Genomic DNA, 16,058 nt, shown 5'->3' with positions numbered 1-16,058 from the left:
CCTTTCTGTTTTGTTTTACATGCAACCGCTTTATATTTAAAAGCATCTTGCCTGAAAAAGCCATGTTCAAACCGGAAAAGTAACCGCTATGCTCAATCGTTACCTGCTTTGTTTCTTTCTTCTTTTGATTACCATTGGCCATGCATTTTCCCAGAGTGGCGTCAAGGGAGTTATTAAAACAACCAAGGGAGAGCCCCTTCCATTTGCAGCTATCATTGTAAAAGGCACGGAGATCAGCACGATCTCCAACGAGGAAGGGAAATATCAGCTCGATTTAAAGCCTGGTTATCATGAAGTTATCTTCCAATACTTAGGGTTTAAAACCGGGTTGAAAGCATTTACTATTGAAAATAAAATGGAAATTTTTGACCTTACCATGGAAGAGCAGGCGCTTAACCTGGGCGAGGTTCGCATTGGCAACCGGGATGAAGATCCGGCGTATACTATTATGAGGCGGGCGATCGCGAAGAGTCGCTATCATTTGCTTCAGGTGGATAGTTATGTTGCAAAAGCCTACTCAAAATCCTCCATTGTGATCACCGATCTGCCGATGGAGTTTTTATATAAAAAAGAACTAAAAGAGGTAGAAAAGGAGACAAATTTCAAAAAAGGCGTACCTATTCTCAACGAAAGCGTGTCAGAAGTTACTTTCCGCCAACCTAACTCATACAAACAACGTGTGATTGCGGCGCGGAACAGCCAGGATAAAGGTTTCGCCAATCCTAATGCTTATCTACTCGCCAGTTTTTATCAGCCTGAAGTTGTAAAAGCGGTATCGCCCTTATCTCCGCGCGCATTTGCCTACTATAAGTTTGAATACCAGGGTGCTTTTCGGGAAAATGGTATCGAAGTGAATAAAATCAAGGTAACCCCGAGATCCTATGGCGAGGGCGTTTATCGTGGTACTATTCATATCATTGAAGGCGAATGGAGCATTTACAGTCTCGATCTGCAAACGGTAAACACCGGTTTTAACATTGACATTAAGCAGGTTTACAGTCCTGTTCAAGGCGCCTGGATGCCTGTCAATCAGCAATTTCATGTTGCCGGAGGTATTTACGGATTGAAAGGAAAAGGTGATTTTGTGATCTCCCAATCATTTACAAATGTGAAGATCAACCCAACATTCAGGCCGGACATAGTAGTCGTCGATGGAAAAAAGGAGAAGGAGGAAGCCAAAAAAGTGAAGCTTTCAGGGCGTGAGATTAAAACTCAGAAATTGGAAGAAGTTGTCGGCAAGCAAAAGGAATTTTCTGCTAAAAACCTTCGAAAACTGATGAAGGAATACGAAAAGCAGGACTTAAAAGCCAAAGAGGAAAAGGGTGAAGACATCGACCTGAATTTTACAAGAAACGACTCAACAACCGTGGATACCATGGCCAGCAAACGAACGATGGCATTTTGGGATTCTATCCGCACTGTGCCGCTGACGACGGCGGAATTAAAAAGTTATACTCGTCTTGATAGCATTATTGTAGTTCAGGAGAAAAGTAAACCGCAGGACGGCAATTCAAAGCCAAGCAAATCGGACACAACAAAAAGTAACAAAAAAGGTCGGGGTAGCTTTTTCGGGTTTTTCGGGGATGTATTTACCGGCCATAGTTTTAGGTTGGGCAAGAAAAGTCCGTGGCGGTTGGATTACGTGAGTCCGATTTACGGCGCGCAGATCAACACGGTTGAAGGTCTTGCACTGAATGGCGGCGGGCTGAAATTGAAATATAGCGGGGCAGGAAAAAAGGCGAATGGGGAGACGAAAATACGGCAGGATTTGTCGATCAATGCGCTGACACGATACTCCTTCGCCAGACAAAAGTTACTTGCGACAGGGGGTATCGATTATGGCTGGAAGAGAAATAAATTCAATTTTTCTGGCGGAAGCGCCATATCGCAGTACAATGGTGAAAACCCCATGCATCCTTTACTTAACACATTTACGACGCTTTTCCTGGAAAGGAATTTTATCAAGATATACGAAAAAGATTTTGTTCGGCTGGATTTTAAAACCGATCGTGAAAACGAACATTTCGAACTAAAAGCGAACATTGAATATGCCGACAGACGTGCATTGCGAAATGTAAAAGATATGAACCCCTACAACTGGATCGACTGGAAACGTCGCGCATTTACTTCCAATATCCCATTTAATGCGGAACTGACAGATGAAACGGGTACAGCATCCTTCGAGATGCGGCCGCACCAGGCTCTTACCTTAGGCTTAACCGCTTCGTACAAGCCGTGGCAGAAGTACAAAATTAAAAGCGGCAAAACCACTTTTTACGACGACGATTCACCGGAGCTGTCGTTGACTTATCGCAAAGGGATCAATGATGCTTTTGGAAGCGATGTGGATTATGATTTTGTTCAAATCGGCATGCAGCACGGATTTGAAACAGGTGTGAGAAGCAAGTTGCGATATAAGCTGGCTGCCGGTAAGTTTTTGAATGATGCCAATGTCCGCTTTCCGGATTTTCAGCATTTTGCAGGCAATCAATTCTTTTTTCAGTTTGGCGATCCAGTTAGCACTTTCAGAATGCTGGATTACTATAAATACAGCACTGCGAAAGAATTTTTCGAAGCCCACGTCTTAAGCGAATTCCGCAAATTCCTGCTGACACAAATCACCTGGTTCAGGATCATGGGAATCAAGGAAAACTTCTTCCTGCATTACCTGGCCACCCCAGCCTCCGACAATTACACCGAACTAGGCTACGGCCTCGACGTAGGCATCCGCTTCCCATTTCGCATCGAAGTGGCCAATAGCTTTGAAGGGTTTAAGTATAAAAACACCGTTTTCAGGATTGGGACTACCATGAATATTAATTTGGGAAGGAATTAGGGGGGAGAAACTTTATAAAAGGAATTCATCAAAGTTTTCGCTGTTGATCACTTTGAATTCACTTTGAGGGTACGCATTGGAAAAAGCTTTCGAGAATGTCGCCCTGGCTTTTGGACTCCATTTAAACTCGTAAGCGTAGAGCTTGCCGTCAGTCTCTTCTAAATAATCGATTTCAGTTTGTTGTTTTGTCCGCCAGTAATAATGGTTTGCCCAAATTCCATTGTAGCTGATAAATTTCATCCGCTCCGACACAATGAAGTTTTCCCACAAAGCACCGATATCAGTTCGGAGCTCTGGTTGGGAGAAATTGGCTATTAATGCATTCCTAACCCCATTATCATAAAAGTAGAATTTGCGACTGTTTTTGAGTTCATTTCTCAAATTTCTACTGAAAGACCCTAGTCTAAAGATGACGAATACCTGTTCCAATAAATTGATATACTTTTCGACTGTTTTGTTATCAAGTCCAGAAATTTGTCCCAATTCGCTGAATGATACTTGTGAACCCACCTGAAAAGCCAGGGCCTGAAGTAATCTTAATAGTTTTTCGGGTTTTTGAATATTCTCCCACATCAATACGTCTTTGTATAAATAGCTGTCCGTGAGTTGCTTTAAAGTTTCTTTTTCTTCACCAGGGTGATTGATGATGTCAGGGTAATATCCGTAAACAAGTCTTTGGGTTAGCAACCTTTTTTCTTCGAGCAGGCCATGATGAGCAACCATTTCGCCAAATGAAAGGGGGAACATTTTATATTCCCATTTCCGACCAGTTAGTGGTTCATTGACTTTGTTAGCAAGTTCAAACGATGAACTTCCCGTCGCGATAAGCTGAATATCTTTAAGATTGTCTGTTATCAGTTTTAATTTTAAACCAATATCCGGAATTCGTTGTGCTTCGTCGATCACAACATTCCGTTTACCTATAAATAATTGACGGAAACGCGAGGACGTAGCTGTTTCGAACAGGGCCCTGACATCTGGTTCATCTCCATTGAGCCATAGCGTATCCTGCTGATTTGGAAAAAGCTTCGATAATAAAGTAGTTTTTCCAACTTGACGGGCACCCAAAAGTATGATAGCTTTTCCGTCATACAGTCTTGATTCAATATTTAATTGGAGGCTTCGCTCGATCATATCTAAAACATATGATGCAAAAATATTACTTTTCGGGAATAGATTCCCAAAAAGTCATTACTTTTTGGGAATCTATTCCCGAAAAGTAAGTTTCAGATTAACGCCTCCCACAAGATCTCTGCTGGATGCAGTGCTTTCCTACCAGTTCCGTCGTGGATCTGGTGGCGGCAACTGGTACCCGGGGCGGCAATGATTACCTCCAAGGGTTGCTGGCGAACTGCCGGAAACAATACCAGTTCGCCTATTTGCATGGAGATATCGTAATGTTCTTTTTCATAACCAAAAGACCCGGCCATCCCGCAGCAGCCAGACGGGATGAGTTGAACTGTGTAGTTCTCGGGAAGGGAGAGCATTTTTTTGGTGGGAATAACACTCGAAATAGCCTTTTGCTGACAATGTCCATGTAATTTAATCAGGCGCTTCTCCTGGGTAAACTGGCTCTTCGAGACATTCTTTAATTCAATTTCGCGAGCAATGAATTCGTCAAACTGCAGGCAATTTTGCGCTAGCTTTTTTGCTTCTTCCACCAAATCGACACTTACCAAGTCCGGATATTCGTCCCTGAAAGTCAGGATAGCGGACGGTTCAATCCCAATGAGTGGGGTATTGTGTGAAATAATGTCTTTGAGCAACCGGATATTCTCTTCGGCTATCTTTTTCGCGTCTTTCAAAAGTCCTTTAGACAGCTGGGGGCGTCCAGACGGTGCATGATGTGGTATAATCACTTCATAACCAAGCTTCTCAAGCGCCAAAATGGATTTTTTACCAATTTCCACATCATTATAATTGGTAAATTCATCACAGAAAAGGTAAACCTTCCGGTCGGACTTCACAGCATCCTGCCTTCTCTGATCATACCATTTCTTCAATGTCGTATTATGCAACAATGGCATAGTCCGCTCCGGATGGAAACCGACTACACGATTGGCGATTTTGCGTAAAGGTGCATTTTTGAAAATCAGGTTATAGGCCCAGGGGACATAACTTGCAATACCCGTCATTTTTGAAAAATTGCCAACCAGCCAAGACCTCAGCGGTACGCCGTGTACATCATGGTATTGCTGAAGAAACTCCATTTTCAGTTTGGCCACATCCACATTGGACGGACATTCGCCCTTGCAGCCTTTGCAAGCCAGGCATAGATCATACACTTCTTTTATTTCCTGATTGTCAAACCGGTTTTCTTTGGGCGAACGTGTGAGCATTTCGCGAAGAATGTTTGCGCGCGCGCGCGTTGTGTCCTTTTCATTGCGGGTAGCCATAAAACTAGGGCACATAGTACCGCCGCTCAGCTCCGTTTTACGGCAATCGCCTGACCCATTGCATTGCTCGGCATGCTGCAAAATGTCCTGGTCCTGGAAACGAAAATAGGTTTTAAATTCAGGCGTTCTCTGATCGGCTTCGTAGCGTAGAAACGTATCCATTGGGGCCGTATCCACAATCTTACCCGGATTGAAAATGTTATGCGGGTCCCAGGTTTTTTTGATTTCCTTAAAAAGCTGGTAGTTATGTTCGCCCACCATTTTTGGAATAAATTCCCCCCGTAAACGCCCATCGCCATGTTCACCCGAAAGTGAGCCATCATACTTTTTCACCAGGTCCGCAATCTCCTCTGCGATCATCCTGAATTGGCGATGGCCTTCGGCGGTTTTTAGGTTGATGATAGGTCGCAAATGGAGCTCTCCTGAGCCCGCATGCGCATAATGCACAGCGGACATGCCGTGTTTTTTTAATATCTCATTGAAATCCCGGATGTATTCCGGTTGATCGTAAACGTCAATCGCGGTGTCCTCAATGACAGCGACCGCTTTTTCATCGCCCGGGATATTAGCAAGTAAGCCCAATCCCGCCTTTCTTAACGTCCAGATTTTTTTTGTATCGTCCCCAAAGAGCAATGGATAATGAAAACCAATATTCGCCTCTCTTAATTCGGTTTCCAAGGCTGACGCCAAAGACTCAACTTCTTCTTTGGTTTCACGAGAAAGGTCGACCACCAGGATGGCGGGGAATTTTCCATCCGGCTTATTTTTTACAAAAAATGCATTTTTCTTCTGCTCAGCATTGGTTGTGGCACATTCCAAAACATAATCGTCGATCAATTCAACGGCTTGTGGCTGGTATTTTAATGTAAGAATCGTTGCACGCAATGCCTCGTCAATGGTGTAGCAATGGACGCACACCAGTCCCTGCGTTTTGGGAGGTAGTGGTACAAGGTTTAGTTTTATTTCGGTCAAAAAGCAAAGCGTACCCTCCGAGCCGGCGATCAGCCTACACATATTGAATGGCGCAGCGTCCGTTCCAGCAGATTTATCCTGATATGGTTCCGTACTCAGCAGCATATCCAGGGCATACCCTGTATTACGCCTTTCGACAGATGGTTTTGGAAAATTTTTCCGGATTTCAGCCTGGTTTTCAGGTGAAAAAAGGATCTCATTAGTTTTGAGATAAATTTTATCCAACAATGTTGCGCTGCCATTCAGGGTTCTGACTTGTTGGAGCAGCGCCTGAAAATGGATTTGACCTATATTTTTAAACTCTGCATTGGAGCCATCGGCTAATATTGCCTTAACCTCCAATGTATGCTCCCTCGTACTACCATATACGATTGAATTGGAACCGCAGGAGTTATTCCCTACCATTCCGCCTATCATCGCACGGTTGGCCGTGGAAGTTTCAGGCCCAAAATACAGCCCATAAGGCTTCACTGCCATATTTAGCTCATCTCTCACGACACCAGGCTGCACCCGCACCCATCGCTCTTGCTCATTGATCTCAATGATTTTATTAAAGTTTTTTGAAACGTCTACCACTATACCGTTACCCACTACCTGGCCTGCAAGAGAAGTTCCAGCCGTCCTTGGAATCAGGGAAATCCTGTTTTCGGTAGCAAAAGAAATAAGCGTTTTTAAGTCTTTTTCTGATTTAGGGATGGCTACGGCCAGCGGCATTTCGCGATAAGCGGATGCGTCTGTGGCGTATAGTGTTCTCATTGTATTGTCGAAATACAAGTCACCTTCCAGGCTTTTGGCAAGAATGCCAAGGTCGGGTTGTAATACGGGCTGCGGTGATGTCATAAATATGATTTACTGAGGAAATTCGGTTGCCAAAGTTACAGACAACATGAAAGGATTGCCAACTATTCTTGTGATAACTCCCAGCCATTTTTATACGGACAGAAATTAACAATTTATTTAAGCTGAGGCCAGAAATCACCGATTGCACTTCTCAAATACATAATTTGAACTCTAGCCAGATATAAGCTGGGATATGAAATTAAAATGATTTTAATGTATCAATTTTAGTCACCGCTTATTGCATTATAGGGTTATTTTATATTATTTTGCATAAGCTTTAATGTATTATTTAAACAATATCATCGTTAAGTTCAGGAAAACAGCCGTTTAGCTTAATCAGGCGCATTTTCTTAGCGAGTCGATGACAATGTTAAAATGATACAATAAATGGCGAAATTGACATATCAAATATCTAACCTATGATGAATTTATCCAGTAAAGTACTTCGTCAACATGATTTTCCGGATGCACCGGCACGGGCGGCCAAGAGAAAATTATCAATCAGAAAATCAGGGCTTTTTACGATTTTATTAGCGCTTATTCAGTTTACATCTGTACTTGCACAGGACGTGAATGTGGGTGGGAAAGTTACTGATTCGAAGGCGGGAGGTATTCCCGGAGTTACCGTAACGGTAAAGGGAAGTACAAGAGGAACGAACACGGATGTGGATGGAAATTACCAGATCAGCGTTCCGGCAAACACAACTTTGACATACAGCGCGATCGGGTACATCACCAAAGATGTGACAGTTGGAAACAAGTCAGTTGTGGATGTTTCGCTTTCCGAAGATGTGAAAGCTTTGGAGGAAGTAGTGGTTGTGGGGTATGGAACAGTAAAAAAGAAGGATGCAACGGGTGCAGTTTCAGCGCTTGGCTCCAAAGACTTCCAAAAAGGCATCGTTACTTCTCCTGAACAATTGATGCAAGGACGCGTTGCGGGTGTTCAGATCACGCAGCAAAGCGGAGAGCCTGGGGGCGGTATTAACGTACGTATCCGGGGAACGTCGTCAGTTTTGGGTGGAAACAACCCTTTATTTGTAATTGACGGTGTGCCATTAAGTGGCGATAATACATCCAGCGGTGGTGATAACCAAGGAGTTGGTCGTCAGCCTGCTAAAAACCCACTGAACTTTCTGAACCCGGACGATATCCAGAGCATGGACATCCTGAAGGATGCTTCGGCAACTGCGATTTATGGTTCAAGGGGTGCAAATGGTGTGGTTTTGATCACAACGAAAAGAGGAAGAGGAAAAGGAACGCTCGATTATGGGTATTCTCTGGGTATCAGCAACGTTACCAAGAAATATGACCTTCTGGATGCAGCAGAGTACCGTGCGGCAGGCGGCCAGGACCAGGGAGCTGTTACGGATTGGCAGGACGAACTTTTCCGGACTGCGCAAACGCAACAACATAATCTTTCCTATGGCGGCGGCGATGCTTCGGGAAATTATCGTTTCTCTCTTGGCTATCTTAACCAGGATGGTATCGTGCAGACTTCCAATGTGAAACGTTACAGCGTTGGTTTTTCTGGACAGAAGAAATTCATTGGCGACAAACTGACAATAGGAAGTAACCTGAATTTTGCGAATACACAGGACACGGGTGTTCCTATTTCTGAAAACATTGGTTTTGAAGGTGATTTGATGGGTAGTATTCTGAAAGCCAACCCTACAAGATCCGTTTTTTCAGCTCCTGGCGTTTACAATCAGGTAACCAACTCCGAGCCGAACCCGGCAGCATTTGTTAATTTGTCGAAAGATAAAAACAACACATTGCGTGCCCTGGGTAACATCAATGCAGAACTGGAAATTATCAGCGGCTTAAAATTCAAGACCGTACTTGGCTTTGATAAATCGATGTCTTCTAGAAAGCAGGCTTATTCAAGAGATCTTTTTGTAACTGGTATCCGCGATCTGGGCCGTGTTTACGTTCGGGATGTTGAAACCGATAACCAGTTGATGGAGAATTACTTTACCTATGATAAAGAAATCGGCAGTGTAACATTGAATGCATTGCTTGGATATTCTTATCAGAGTTTTGAATACGGTACCAAAAACGTAGCTGCTACAAGATTTCGGACAAGTAACTTGGATCTGATGGTGAATAACCTGGGTATAGCAGGAACTGTAACGCCGAACGATGCGACATCTGTTGCGACTGTGGGTTCTATTATTCAGAATTCCAGTTATACAAAAGACGAGTTGCAATCCTATTTCGGACGTCTTAATCTTGGTTTTGGTAGTAAGTACCTGTTTACTGGTACATTACGTGTGGATGGTTCTTCCAAATTCGGGGGTAACAACAAATATGGTTACTTCCCGTCCGGAGCATTTAAATGGAAATTGGTAGAGGAAGATTTTATTCCTAAAACCGTTTTCACCGACCTTTCTTTGAGAGTAGGTTATGGTGTGACGGGTAACCAGGCTATCCCGCACAATGTTTACGACCGGCGAGACCGTTACGGGGATTATTCTATCAATGATACAGGAACAAACATTTCAGGTGGTGGTTTGAGCGCAGTAGCCTTCAACAACCCTGATCTGAAATGGGAGTCCACTGCTGCATTAAATATCGGTCTTGACTTTTCAATCCTGAAAGGCCGATTAGGCGGTAGCATCGATGTTTATAATAAGAGCACAAAAGACCTTTTATTTAAAGTAGTTGCAGCTCAGCCTGCTCCAAACCCATTTGTTTACAGGAATCTGGACACAGATATCCAGAACAGGGGTATCGAGCTCGCATTGAATGCGGTTGTTGTTGATGGTAAGAAATTTTCGTGGGAAGTGTTGGTAAATGCTTCTTATAACAAAAACCTTGTTAAAAACCTGATCGGTACTTACGATACGGGTGAGATCAACGGACAAGGCTTATCCGGTGCGTTTGCACAACGTTTGGCTGAGGGGCAGCCTTTGTTTGCATGGTTCCTTCGTGAATTTGGTGGGTTTGATGAAAATGGTAACTCCCTTTATCCGAACGGTGACTTTCAGCAATTCCTGAACGGAAAGAGCCCGCTTCCAAAAGTGAATGCTGGTTTAACCAACAATTTGAAATACGGAAATTTCGACCTGAGTGTATTCTTTAACGGCGTATTCGGCAATTATCTTTATTCCAATACAGCCAATGCGTTTTTCACACAAGGTTCGTTTTCTAATGGACGTAACGTAACCAAGGATGTGATCGGCAACGGAGAAGGAGCATTGAACGCGCCTGACGTTTCTACCCGCTTTTTGGAAAAAGGTGATTTCATCAGGATGCAAAACTTCTCACTGGGATATCGTGTTCCAATGAAGAGTAACAAAGTCCTGACCAACGCACGTGTATTTGTTTCCGGACAAAATCTATTTACAATCACAAAGTACAGCGGACAAGATCCTGAGGTAAGTACTAACAAATCATTGAATGACATTCCTTCGTTTGGTATTGACTATACAGCATATCCAAGGGCAAGAACATGGACTGTTGGCGTAAATGTCTCATTCTAAATCATTTTAAAATTCACACAAATGAAAACTGGTAAAATTTATAAAGTTTTGGTAGCAGGGATGAGTATAGCGGTTTTGTCTGCTTGTACTGACCTTGTCAATGAAGAAAAGGATTCGGTCGTCAACAAAGACGCTGATGGTGGTTTTGCCCCTGTGATTGTGACTGAGGCTTTGGCCTCTGCATATAAGGATTTGTCTACTTATTCCGATCAGGCTGGTATTTATGCTCTTGGCGAGCATACCACTGCTGAAATGATCCCGCCAACTCGCGGTGTTGACTGGGGAGATAACGGGGTTTGGCGTACATTGGACGCACATACTTGGGATGCTTCTCACTCATACATTCTGAGCGCTTGGAATGCGTTGAACCAGAGAGCGTACAGGTCAACCGAGATTATCGCATCGAACCCGACGGCAGTACAGAAAGCAGAAGCGCAATTCCTGCGTGCTTACAACATGTTTTGGGTAATGGATTATTGGGGCGTTGTTCCTTTCAGGGAAGTAACCCAGGGAGCGGATGAATTGCCAAAGGTTTTGACCAGAGCCGAAGCATTTGATTTTATAGTAAAAGATCTGGAAGAAGCACTTCCGGGCCTCCCAAAATCGGGCCCATCTGTGACCAACGGAACTGCCACCAAAGCAGCTGCTAATTTTTTACTGGCTAAACTTTATCTCAACAAAGCTGTTTACAAAAGCGCTGCACCAGAAGGTCCTTATACTTTCGACAAAGCAGATATGGATAAAGTAGTTGCCTATGTTGACGCGATCACTGCAGATGGTTATTCTCTTGAAAAAGATTATTTCACCGCATTCTCCGCCTCTGCTAAGACAGAACCTATCTTCGTCGTTTTGGAAGGAACTGCTCAAAACCGCTGGTTTATGACACTTCACTACAACCAGAACCCTTCCGGATGGAATGGTTTTTCTACTCTGGCGGATTTTTATGACACGTTTGAACCAAAAGATACCCGTATCGGAGCTCCCGCTAAAAAAGACGGTAAAGCTTATTCAGGTATCGGCACAGGTTTTCTTATCGGCCAGCAGTTTGATGATAAAGGCGCTCAGATTGTAGATACAAGAACTCAGAGACCATTGCAATTTACAAGGGACGTGCCTTTGGCAGGTGCGGCGACAGATAAGGGTATCCGGGTTATTAAATATCACCCAGCCAATTCCGGGAAATATATTTTAATGCGTTATGCTGAGGCCTATCTTATAAAGACGGAAGCGTTGCTTAGAAGCGGCAATGCAGCAGGCGCAGTAACGCATGTTAACGCGTTAAGGACGGCACGTGGAGCAACTGCACTGGCATCGTTGACAGACGAAACTTTGTTTGCTGAAATAGGAAGGGAATTGTACTGGGAAGGTGGAAAAAGAACCGCCGAAATCCGCTTTGGTAAATTTACGACTGGCGTAGGTGCTTCCGTAAAAGAACCTTACACAGTGCTTTACCCGATTCCGTCTGCCGCATTGGTTTCTAACGCAAACCTTGTTCAGAATCCAGGATATTGATTTTAAAAACTTTTTTATTGACAAAAATGCTCGATGCCTTCGAGCATTTTTGTTTTTTTACCCATTAGATGAAGCATTTAGTAACAACATTGCTGGCAATTGGAGTAATGGCTTTCACCATAAGCTCCTGCCAAAAGAAGAAGACAACTGACGCGCAAACCGAGCAGATTCTTCAATCACTGAAAGATAACCAGGCCAAGATCCTGATAAAGATTGACGGGAAAGAATTTTATGCCCCGGAAAGCGTTTTTACAGGACAATTACTGCTATCGGACCAGGCCCTCAACATGACATTGATGGATCAGTTTGAGGGAAAAACGATCCTGAACCTGGGCAAGGCAAAGTGGTATGCTGGCAACCCTATCGAGGACAATATCAATGCAAACAATCTGGTGAGTACAAATGTGAAAATGGGCAAGATTGTAGATGTTCAGAAAATGATTGGCGAAGGTTATATGATGGCGGACGGAAATATTGAAGCTCTCGAATACTCAAAGGATCAAATTGTATTTAAACTGACTGGCAAAGTAGGCAGGTACAGTGACTTTCAACAACCCGACAAATATCTGCCTTTGGACGGATTAATTATTTATAAAAAACCTGCCTTCAGTTTGGCAAATATCACTGAAAAGGAAGCTTTCAGCTCCTCGACGAAAAAATGACAATCAAAAATTTCAATCCCACTTTTGTGGGCATGATGAGTACCCTTCTCTTATTTTTCTTTTCCTGCCAGAAAACAGATAAACCAGCAGGTCTGTTTGAAGAAATGGAAGGATCCGAAACCGGAATCGATTTTGTGAATAAAATTGAGGATCGGGAAGACATCAATATTTTCAACTACCGGAATTTCTACAATGGCGGCGGAGTCGCGATCGGCGATATCAATAATGATGGCTTGCCTGACATTTACTTTACGGCCAACATGGGTGAGAATAAATTGTATCTCAATAAAGGCAATTGGAAGTTTGAAGATATTACTGCGAAAGCCGGCGTGGGTGAGCCCACGAAATGGAGCACAGGTGTAGTAATGGTGGATGTGAATGGTGATAACCTGCTGGATCTTTATGTTTGCAATGCCGGGTATCAAAAGTTTGTCAATAAGCAAGGTAATTCGCTATATATCAATAACGGAGATCTTACATTCACCGAATCCGCCAAGAAATACGGTCTGGACGAAACGGGTTACACTACACATGCAGCTTTTCTGGATTACGATCTGGACGGGGATCTGGATGCCTACATTCTCAACAATAGTTTTATTCCTGTAAATACACTTAACTACGCCAACGACCGTAATCTGCGGGCAAAGGACTGGCCTGTAAAGGATTTTTTGAAAGGCGGTGGTGCCAAGTTGCTGCGGAACGACAATGGCAAATTCGTGGATGTGAGCGAGGAAGCAGGTATTTATGGGAGCCTGATCGGTTTCGGTCTGGGCATTACGGTCGGCGATATTAACGGCGATCAGTACCCGGACATTTACATTTGCAATGACTTTTACGAAAAAGACTATTTATATATCAACCAAAAAGATGGGACTTTTTCGGAAGAGCTAGAAAAACGCGTAAAACACACCAGTCTGGCTTCCATGGGCGCGGATATGGCGGATATTAACAATGACGGTTATCCCGAGCTATTTGTTACAGATATGCTTCCCCGCGATGAATACCGCTACAAAACCACCACTTCATTTGAAAATCACTACCTATTTAATCTGAAAAAGGAAAAGGGTTTTTACAATCAATACATGCAGAACAGTTTGCAATTGAATAACCAGGATGGGACATTCAGCGAGATCGCCAATTATTCGGGGATCGCGGCCAGCGATTGGAGTTGGGGCGCATTGCTTTTTGATGCAGATAATGATTCCAAAACCGATGTATATGTCAGTAACGGCATTTACCACGACATCCTGGATCAGGATTTTATCGACTTTTTTGCCAATGAGGTAACCCAGAAAATGGTGATGTCGGGGGAAAAGCAAAATATGCAGAACATTATTGATAAAATGCCTTCGACGCCCATCGCCAATAATTTCTTCCATAATGAGGGTAACCTGCAGTTCAAAGAGCGGGGCGAAGAGTTTGGTTTTGGTACCAAATCATTTTCCAACGGCGCAGCTTATGCCGATCTCGATAATGATGGCGATCTGGATTTGGTTGTAAATAATGTTAATCAGCCTTGTTTCGTTTATCGGAATAAATCAGAAGGTCAGAAAGAGAAAAATCATTACATCAAGCTCAAATTGAGCGGCGAGGGAATGAATACCTATGCAATCGGATCCAAGATTGAGATCTACGCAGGCAATGAAATTTTAAGCAAGCAGGTTAACCCGGCCCGGGGCTTCCAATCCAGCACGGAATATCCGGTCACGATCGGTTTAGGCAAGATCAATGTCATTGATTCTATCCATATTATTTGGCCCAACCGGAAAATGACAAATGTGGTGAAGGTGAAGGCGGATACCACGCTGAATTTTTCCATCAAAAACACTGATCGGGAAATTATGGTACCTACACCAAAAAGCGGTTCGCTATTAAGTAATGTTGCTAAAACGGGTTTCGAGCCACATAAGGAAAACAAGTACGAGGATTTTTACAATGAGCGGAATATTCCGATGATGTTGTCCGAGGAAGGGCCCAAAGCTGCTATCGGTGATGTGAATGGGGATGGAAAAGAGGACATCTTTATTTGCGGTGCGAAAGGTCAGGGAAGTCAGCTTTATCTGCAAAAAGGCAACGGCTTTGTAAAATTTCCTCAGAAGATTTTCTCTGATCTCGCCGATATTGAGGATACCGCTGCTACCTTTTTTGATGCAGACGGGGACGGTGACCTGGACCTGGTGGTAGGAAGCGGCGGAAACGAAACGCTCAAAAGCAGTCCCGACCTGCCGACCCGACTTTATTTGAACGACGGAAAAGGGAATTTTACGATCAATACCCGCGCATTGCCGCCCAATGCGATGAATACGTCAGTGATCGCGCCAAACGATTACGATCAGGACGGCGATATCGACTTATTTGTGGGTAGCCGCAGCGTTCCGCGCGAGTATGGTTCCAGCCCGAGAAGCTATTTGTACCAGAATGACGGGAAAGGGATTTTTAAAGAAATTGGAAAAATTATTGCGCCTGAATTTACGGGATTGGGCATGGTAAGGGACGCCTACTGGGCAGATTTGGATGGTGATAAATCCAAAGAATTGATTGTTGCGGGTGACTGGATGGCGCCGGTTATTTTTAAATACAACAGAGGCAAATTTGTCAAAACTAACTCAGGGCTTGAATCATTTGCCGGTTTTTGGGGCTGTCTGAAAGTCACAGATCTGGACGGAGACGGCGATCAGGATATTGTTTTAGGAAACCTGGGCGAAAATTTTCAGTTGAAAGCAAATGCCGAGTCTCCGCTAAAAATCTGGATCAACGATTTCAATAAAAACGGAACGATTGAGAAGGTAATGTCCAAAACAGTTGACGAGAAAGATATGCCGATTTTGCTCAAACGCGAATTAACAACGCAGTTTCCGTTTTTGAAGAAAGAAGGCATTAAACATTCTGAATATGCGACCAAGTCGGTCCAAGACTTGTTTCCTGAAGATATGTTGCAATCATCGGTCCGGAAAACGGTCAATTATATGAAATCGGCCATTGCTGTCAATGATGGAAAAGGGCATTTCAAGTTGACACCTTTGCCCGAAATGGTGCAGATATCGTGTCTGAACGCCATCGAAAGCGAGGATGTTAACCACGACGGCAAGCCGGATTTGATTGTAGGAGGAAATTTCACCCATTTCATTCCGCAGCTTGGAAGTTTGGATGCCTGCCGCGGTAATGTGCTCATTAACAAAGGTAATATGCAGTTTGATGTGCTGTTGAGTAAACAAAGCGGCTTTGCGATTGATGGGGAAGTAAAGCAGATCAGCCCGATCACCATTCAAGGAGCACCGTACCTGATCAATCTGGTCAACAATGCGGCACCTGTGTTGTTCAAAGTCAACAAGCAATAAACTGCGATTATCTTGCTCAA

7 protein-coding genes are annotated in these 16,058 nt (G+C 43.6%); 5 read left to right on the top strand and 2 right to left on the bottom strand.

The window, feature by feature from the left end; translation table 11 throughout:
• Window positions 1–88 precede the first annotated feature (88 nt).
• Window positions 89–2,836: a DUF5686 and carboxypeptidase regulatory-like domain-containing protein gene (locus tag FHS68_RS23955; RefSeq protein WP_167276048.1), complete on the top strand. Its 2,748-nt coding sequence runs from the start codon at window positions 89–91 to the stop codon at window positions 2,834–2,836.
• Between the two features lie 12 nt (window positions 2,837–2,848).
• Here the strand turns inward: FHS68_RS23955 and FHS68_RS23950 are convergent, their stop codons facing one another.
• Together FHS68_RS23950 and FHS68_RS23945 are read right to left on the bottom strand one after the other, a co-directional pair.
• Window positions 2,849–3,970: an ATP-binding protein gene (locus tag FHS68_RS23950; protein WP_167276045.1), complete on the bottom strand. Its 1,122-nt coding sequence runs from the start codon at window positions 3,968–3,970 to the stop codon at window positions 2,849–2,851.
• Between the two features lie 92 nt (window positions 3,971–4,062).
• Window positions 4,063–7,044 carry an FAD-binding and (Fe-S)-binding domain-containing protein gene (locus FHS68_RS23945; protein WP_167276041.1) on the bottom strand — a complete coding sequence of 994 codons (2,982 nt, stop codon included), beginning with the start codon at window positions 7,042–7,044 and terminating at the stop codon, window positions 4,063–4,065.
• Between the two features lie 419 nt (window positions 7,045–7,463).
• Here FHS68_RS23945 and FHS68_RS23940 point away from each other — a divergent pair, with 419 nt between their 5' ends.
• The 4 genes from FHS68_RS23940 (at window position 7,464) to FHS68_RS23925 (ending at window position 16,038) form a co-directional block, all read left to right on the top strand.
• The gene (locus FHS68_RS23940) at window positions 7,464–10,526 is read left to right on the top strand and encodes a SusC/RagA family TonB-linked outer membrane protein (protein WP_229212047.1); all 3,063 of its coding nucleotides are present in this window, start codon (window positions 7,464–7,466) and stop codon (window positions 10,524–10,526) included.
• A gap of 21 nt (window positions 10,527–10,547) precedes the next feature.
• A complete protein-coding gene (locus tag FHS68_RS23935) occupies window positions 10,548–12,038 on the top strand; it encodes a RagB/SusD family nutrient uptake outer membrane protein (protein ID WP_167276039.1) in 1,491 nt (496 codons plus the stop codon).
• A 68-nt stretch (window positions 12,039–12,106) separates the two neighbouring features.
• Window positions 12,107–12,700 (top strand): hypothetical protein, encoded by a 594-nt coding sequence (locus FHS68_RS23930; RefSeq protein WP_167276036.1) that lies wholly within the window; start codon window positions 12,107–12,109, stop codon window positions 12,698–12,700.
• 35 nt (window positions 12,701–12,735) lie between these two features.
• The gene (locus tag FHS68_RS23925) at window positions 12,736–16,038 is read left to right on the top strand and encodes a VCBS repeat-containing protein (protein ID WP_445438748.1); all 3,303 of its coding nucleotides are present in this window, start codon (window positions 12,736–12,738) and stop codon (window positions 16,036–16,038) included.
• The last annotated feature ends 20 nt before the right edge of the window (window positions 16,039–16,058 follow it).

The organism is Dyadobacter arcticus, from assembly GCF_011762185.1.
In the GTDB taxonomy this organism is placed as follows: Bacteria; Bacteroidota; Bacteroidia; order Cytophagales; family Spirosomataceae; genus Dyadobacter; species Dyadobacter arcticus.
Note: the sequence above shows the minus strand (reverse complement) of the source record. Positions and strands in the feature narration are given on the sequence as shown.

Excerpts from the sequence above, each read along its gene's own strand:
- FHS68_RS23955 (WP_167276048.1), top strand. The coding sequence starts at position 89 with ATGCTCAATCGTTACCTGCTTTGTTTCTTTCTTCTTTTGATTACCATT.
- FHS68_RS23950 (WP_167276045.1), bottom strand. The coding sequence starts at position 3,970 with ATGATCGAGCGAAGCCTCCAATTAAATATTGAATCAAGACTGTATGAC.
- FHS68_RS23945 (WP_167276041.1), bottom strand. The coding sequence starts at position 7,044 with ATGACATCACCGCAGCCCGTATTACAACCCGACCTTGGCATTCTTGCC.
- FHS68_RS23940 (WP_229212047.1), top strand. The coding sequence starts at position 7,464 with ATGATGAATTTATCCAGTAAAGTACTTCGTCAACATGATTTTCCGGAT.
- FHS68_RS23935 (WP_167276039.1), top strand. The coding sequence starts at position 10,548 with ATGAAAACTGGTAAAATTTATAAAGTTTTGGTAGCAGGGATGAGTATA.
- FHS68_RS23930 (WP_167276036.1), top strand. The coding sequence starts at position 12,107 with ATGAAGCATTTAGTAACAACATTGCTGGCAATTGGAGTAATGGCTTTC.
- FHS68_RS23925 (WP_445438748.1), top strand. The coding sequence starts at position 12,736 with ATGAGTACCCTTCTCTTATTTTTCTTTTCCTGCCAGAAAACAGATAAA.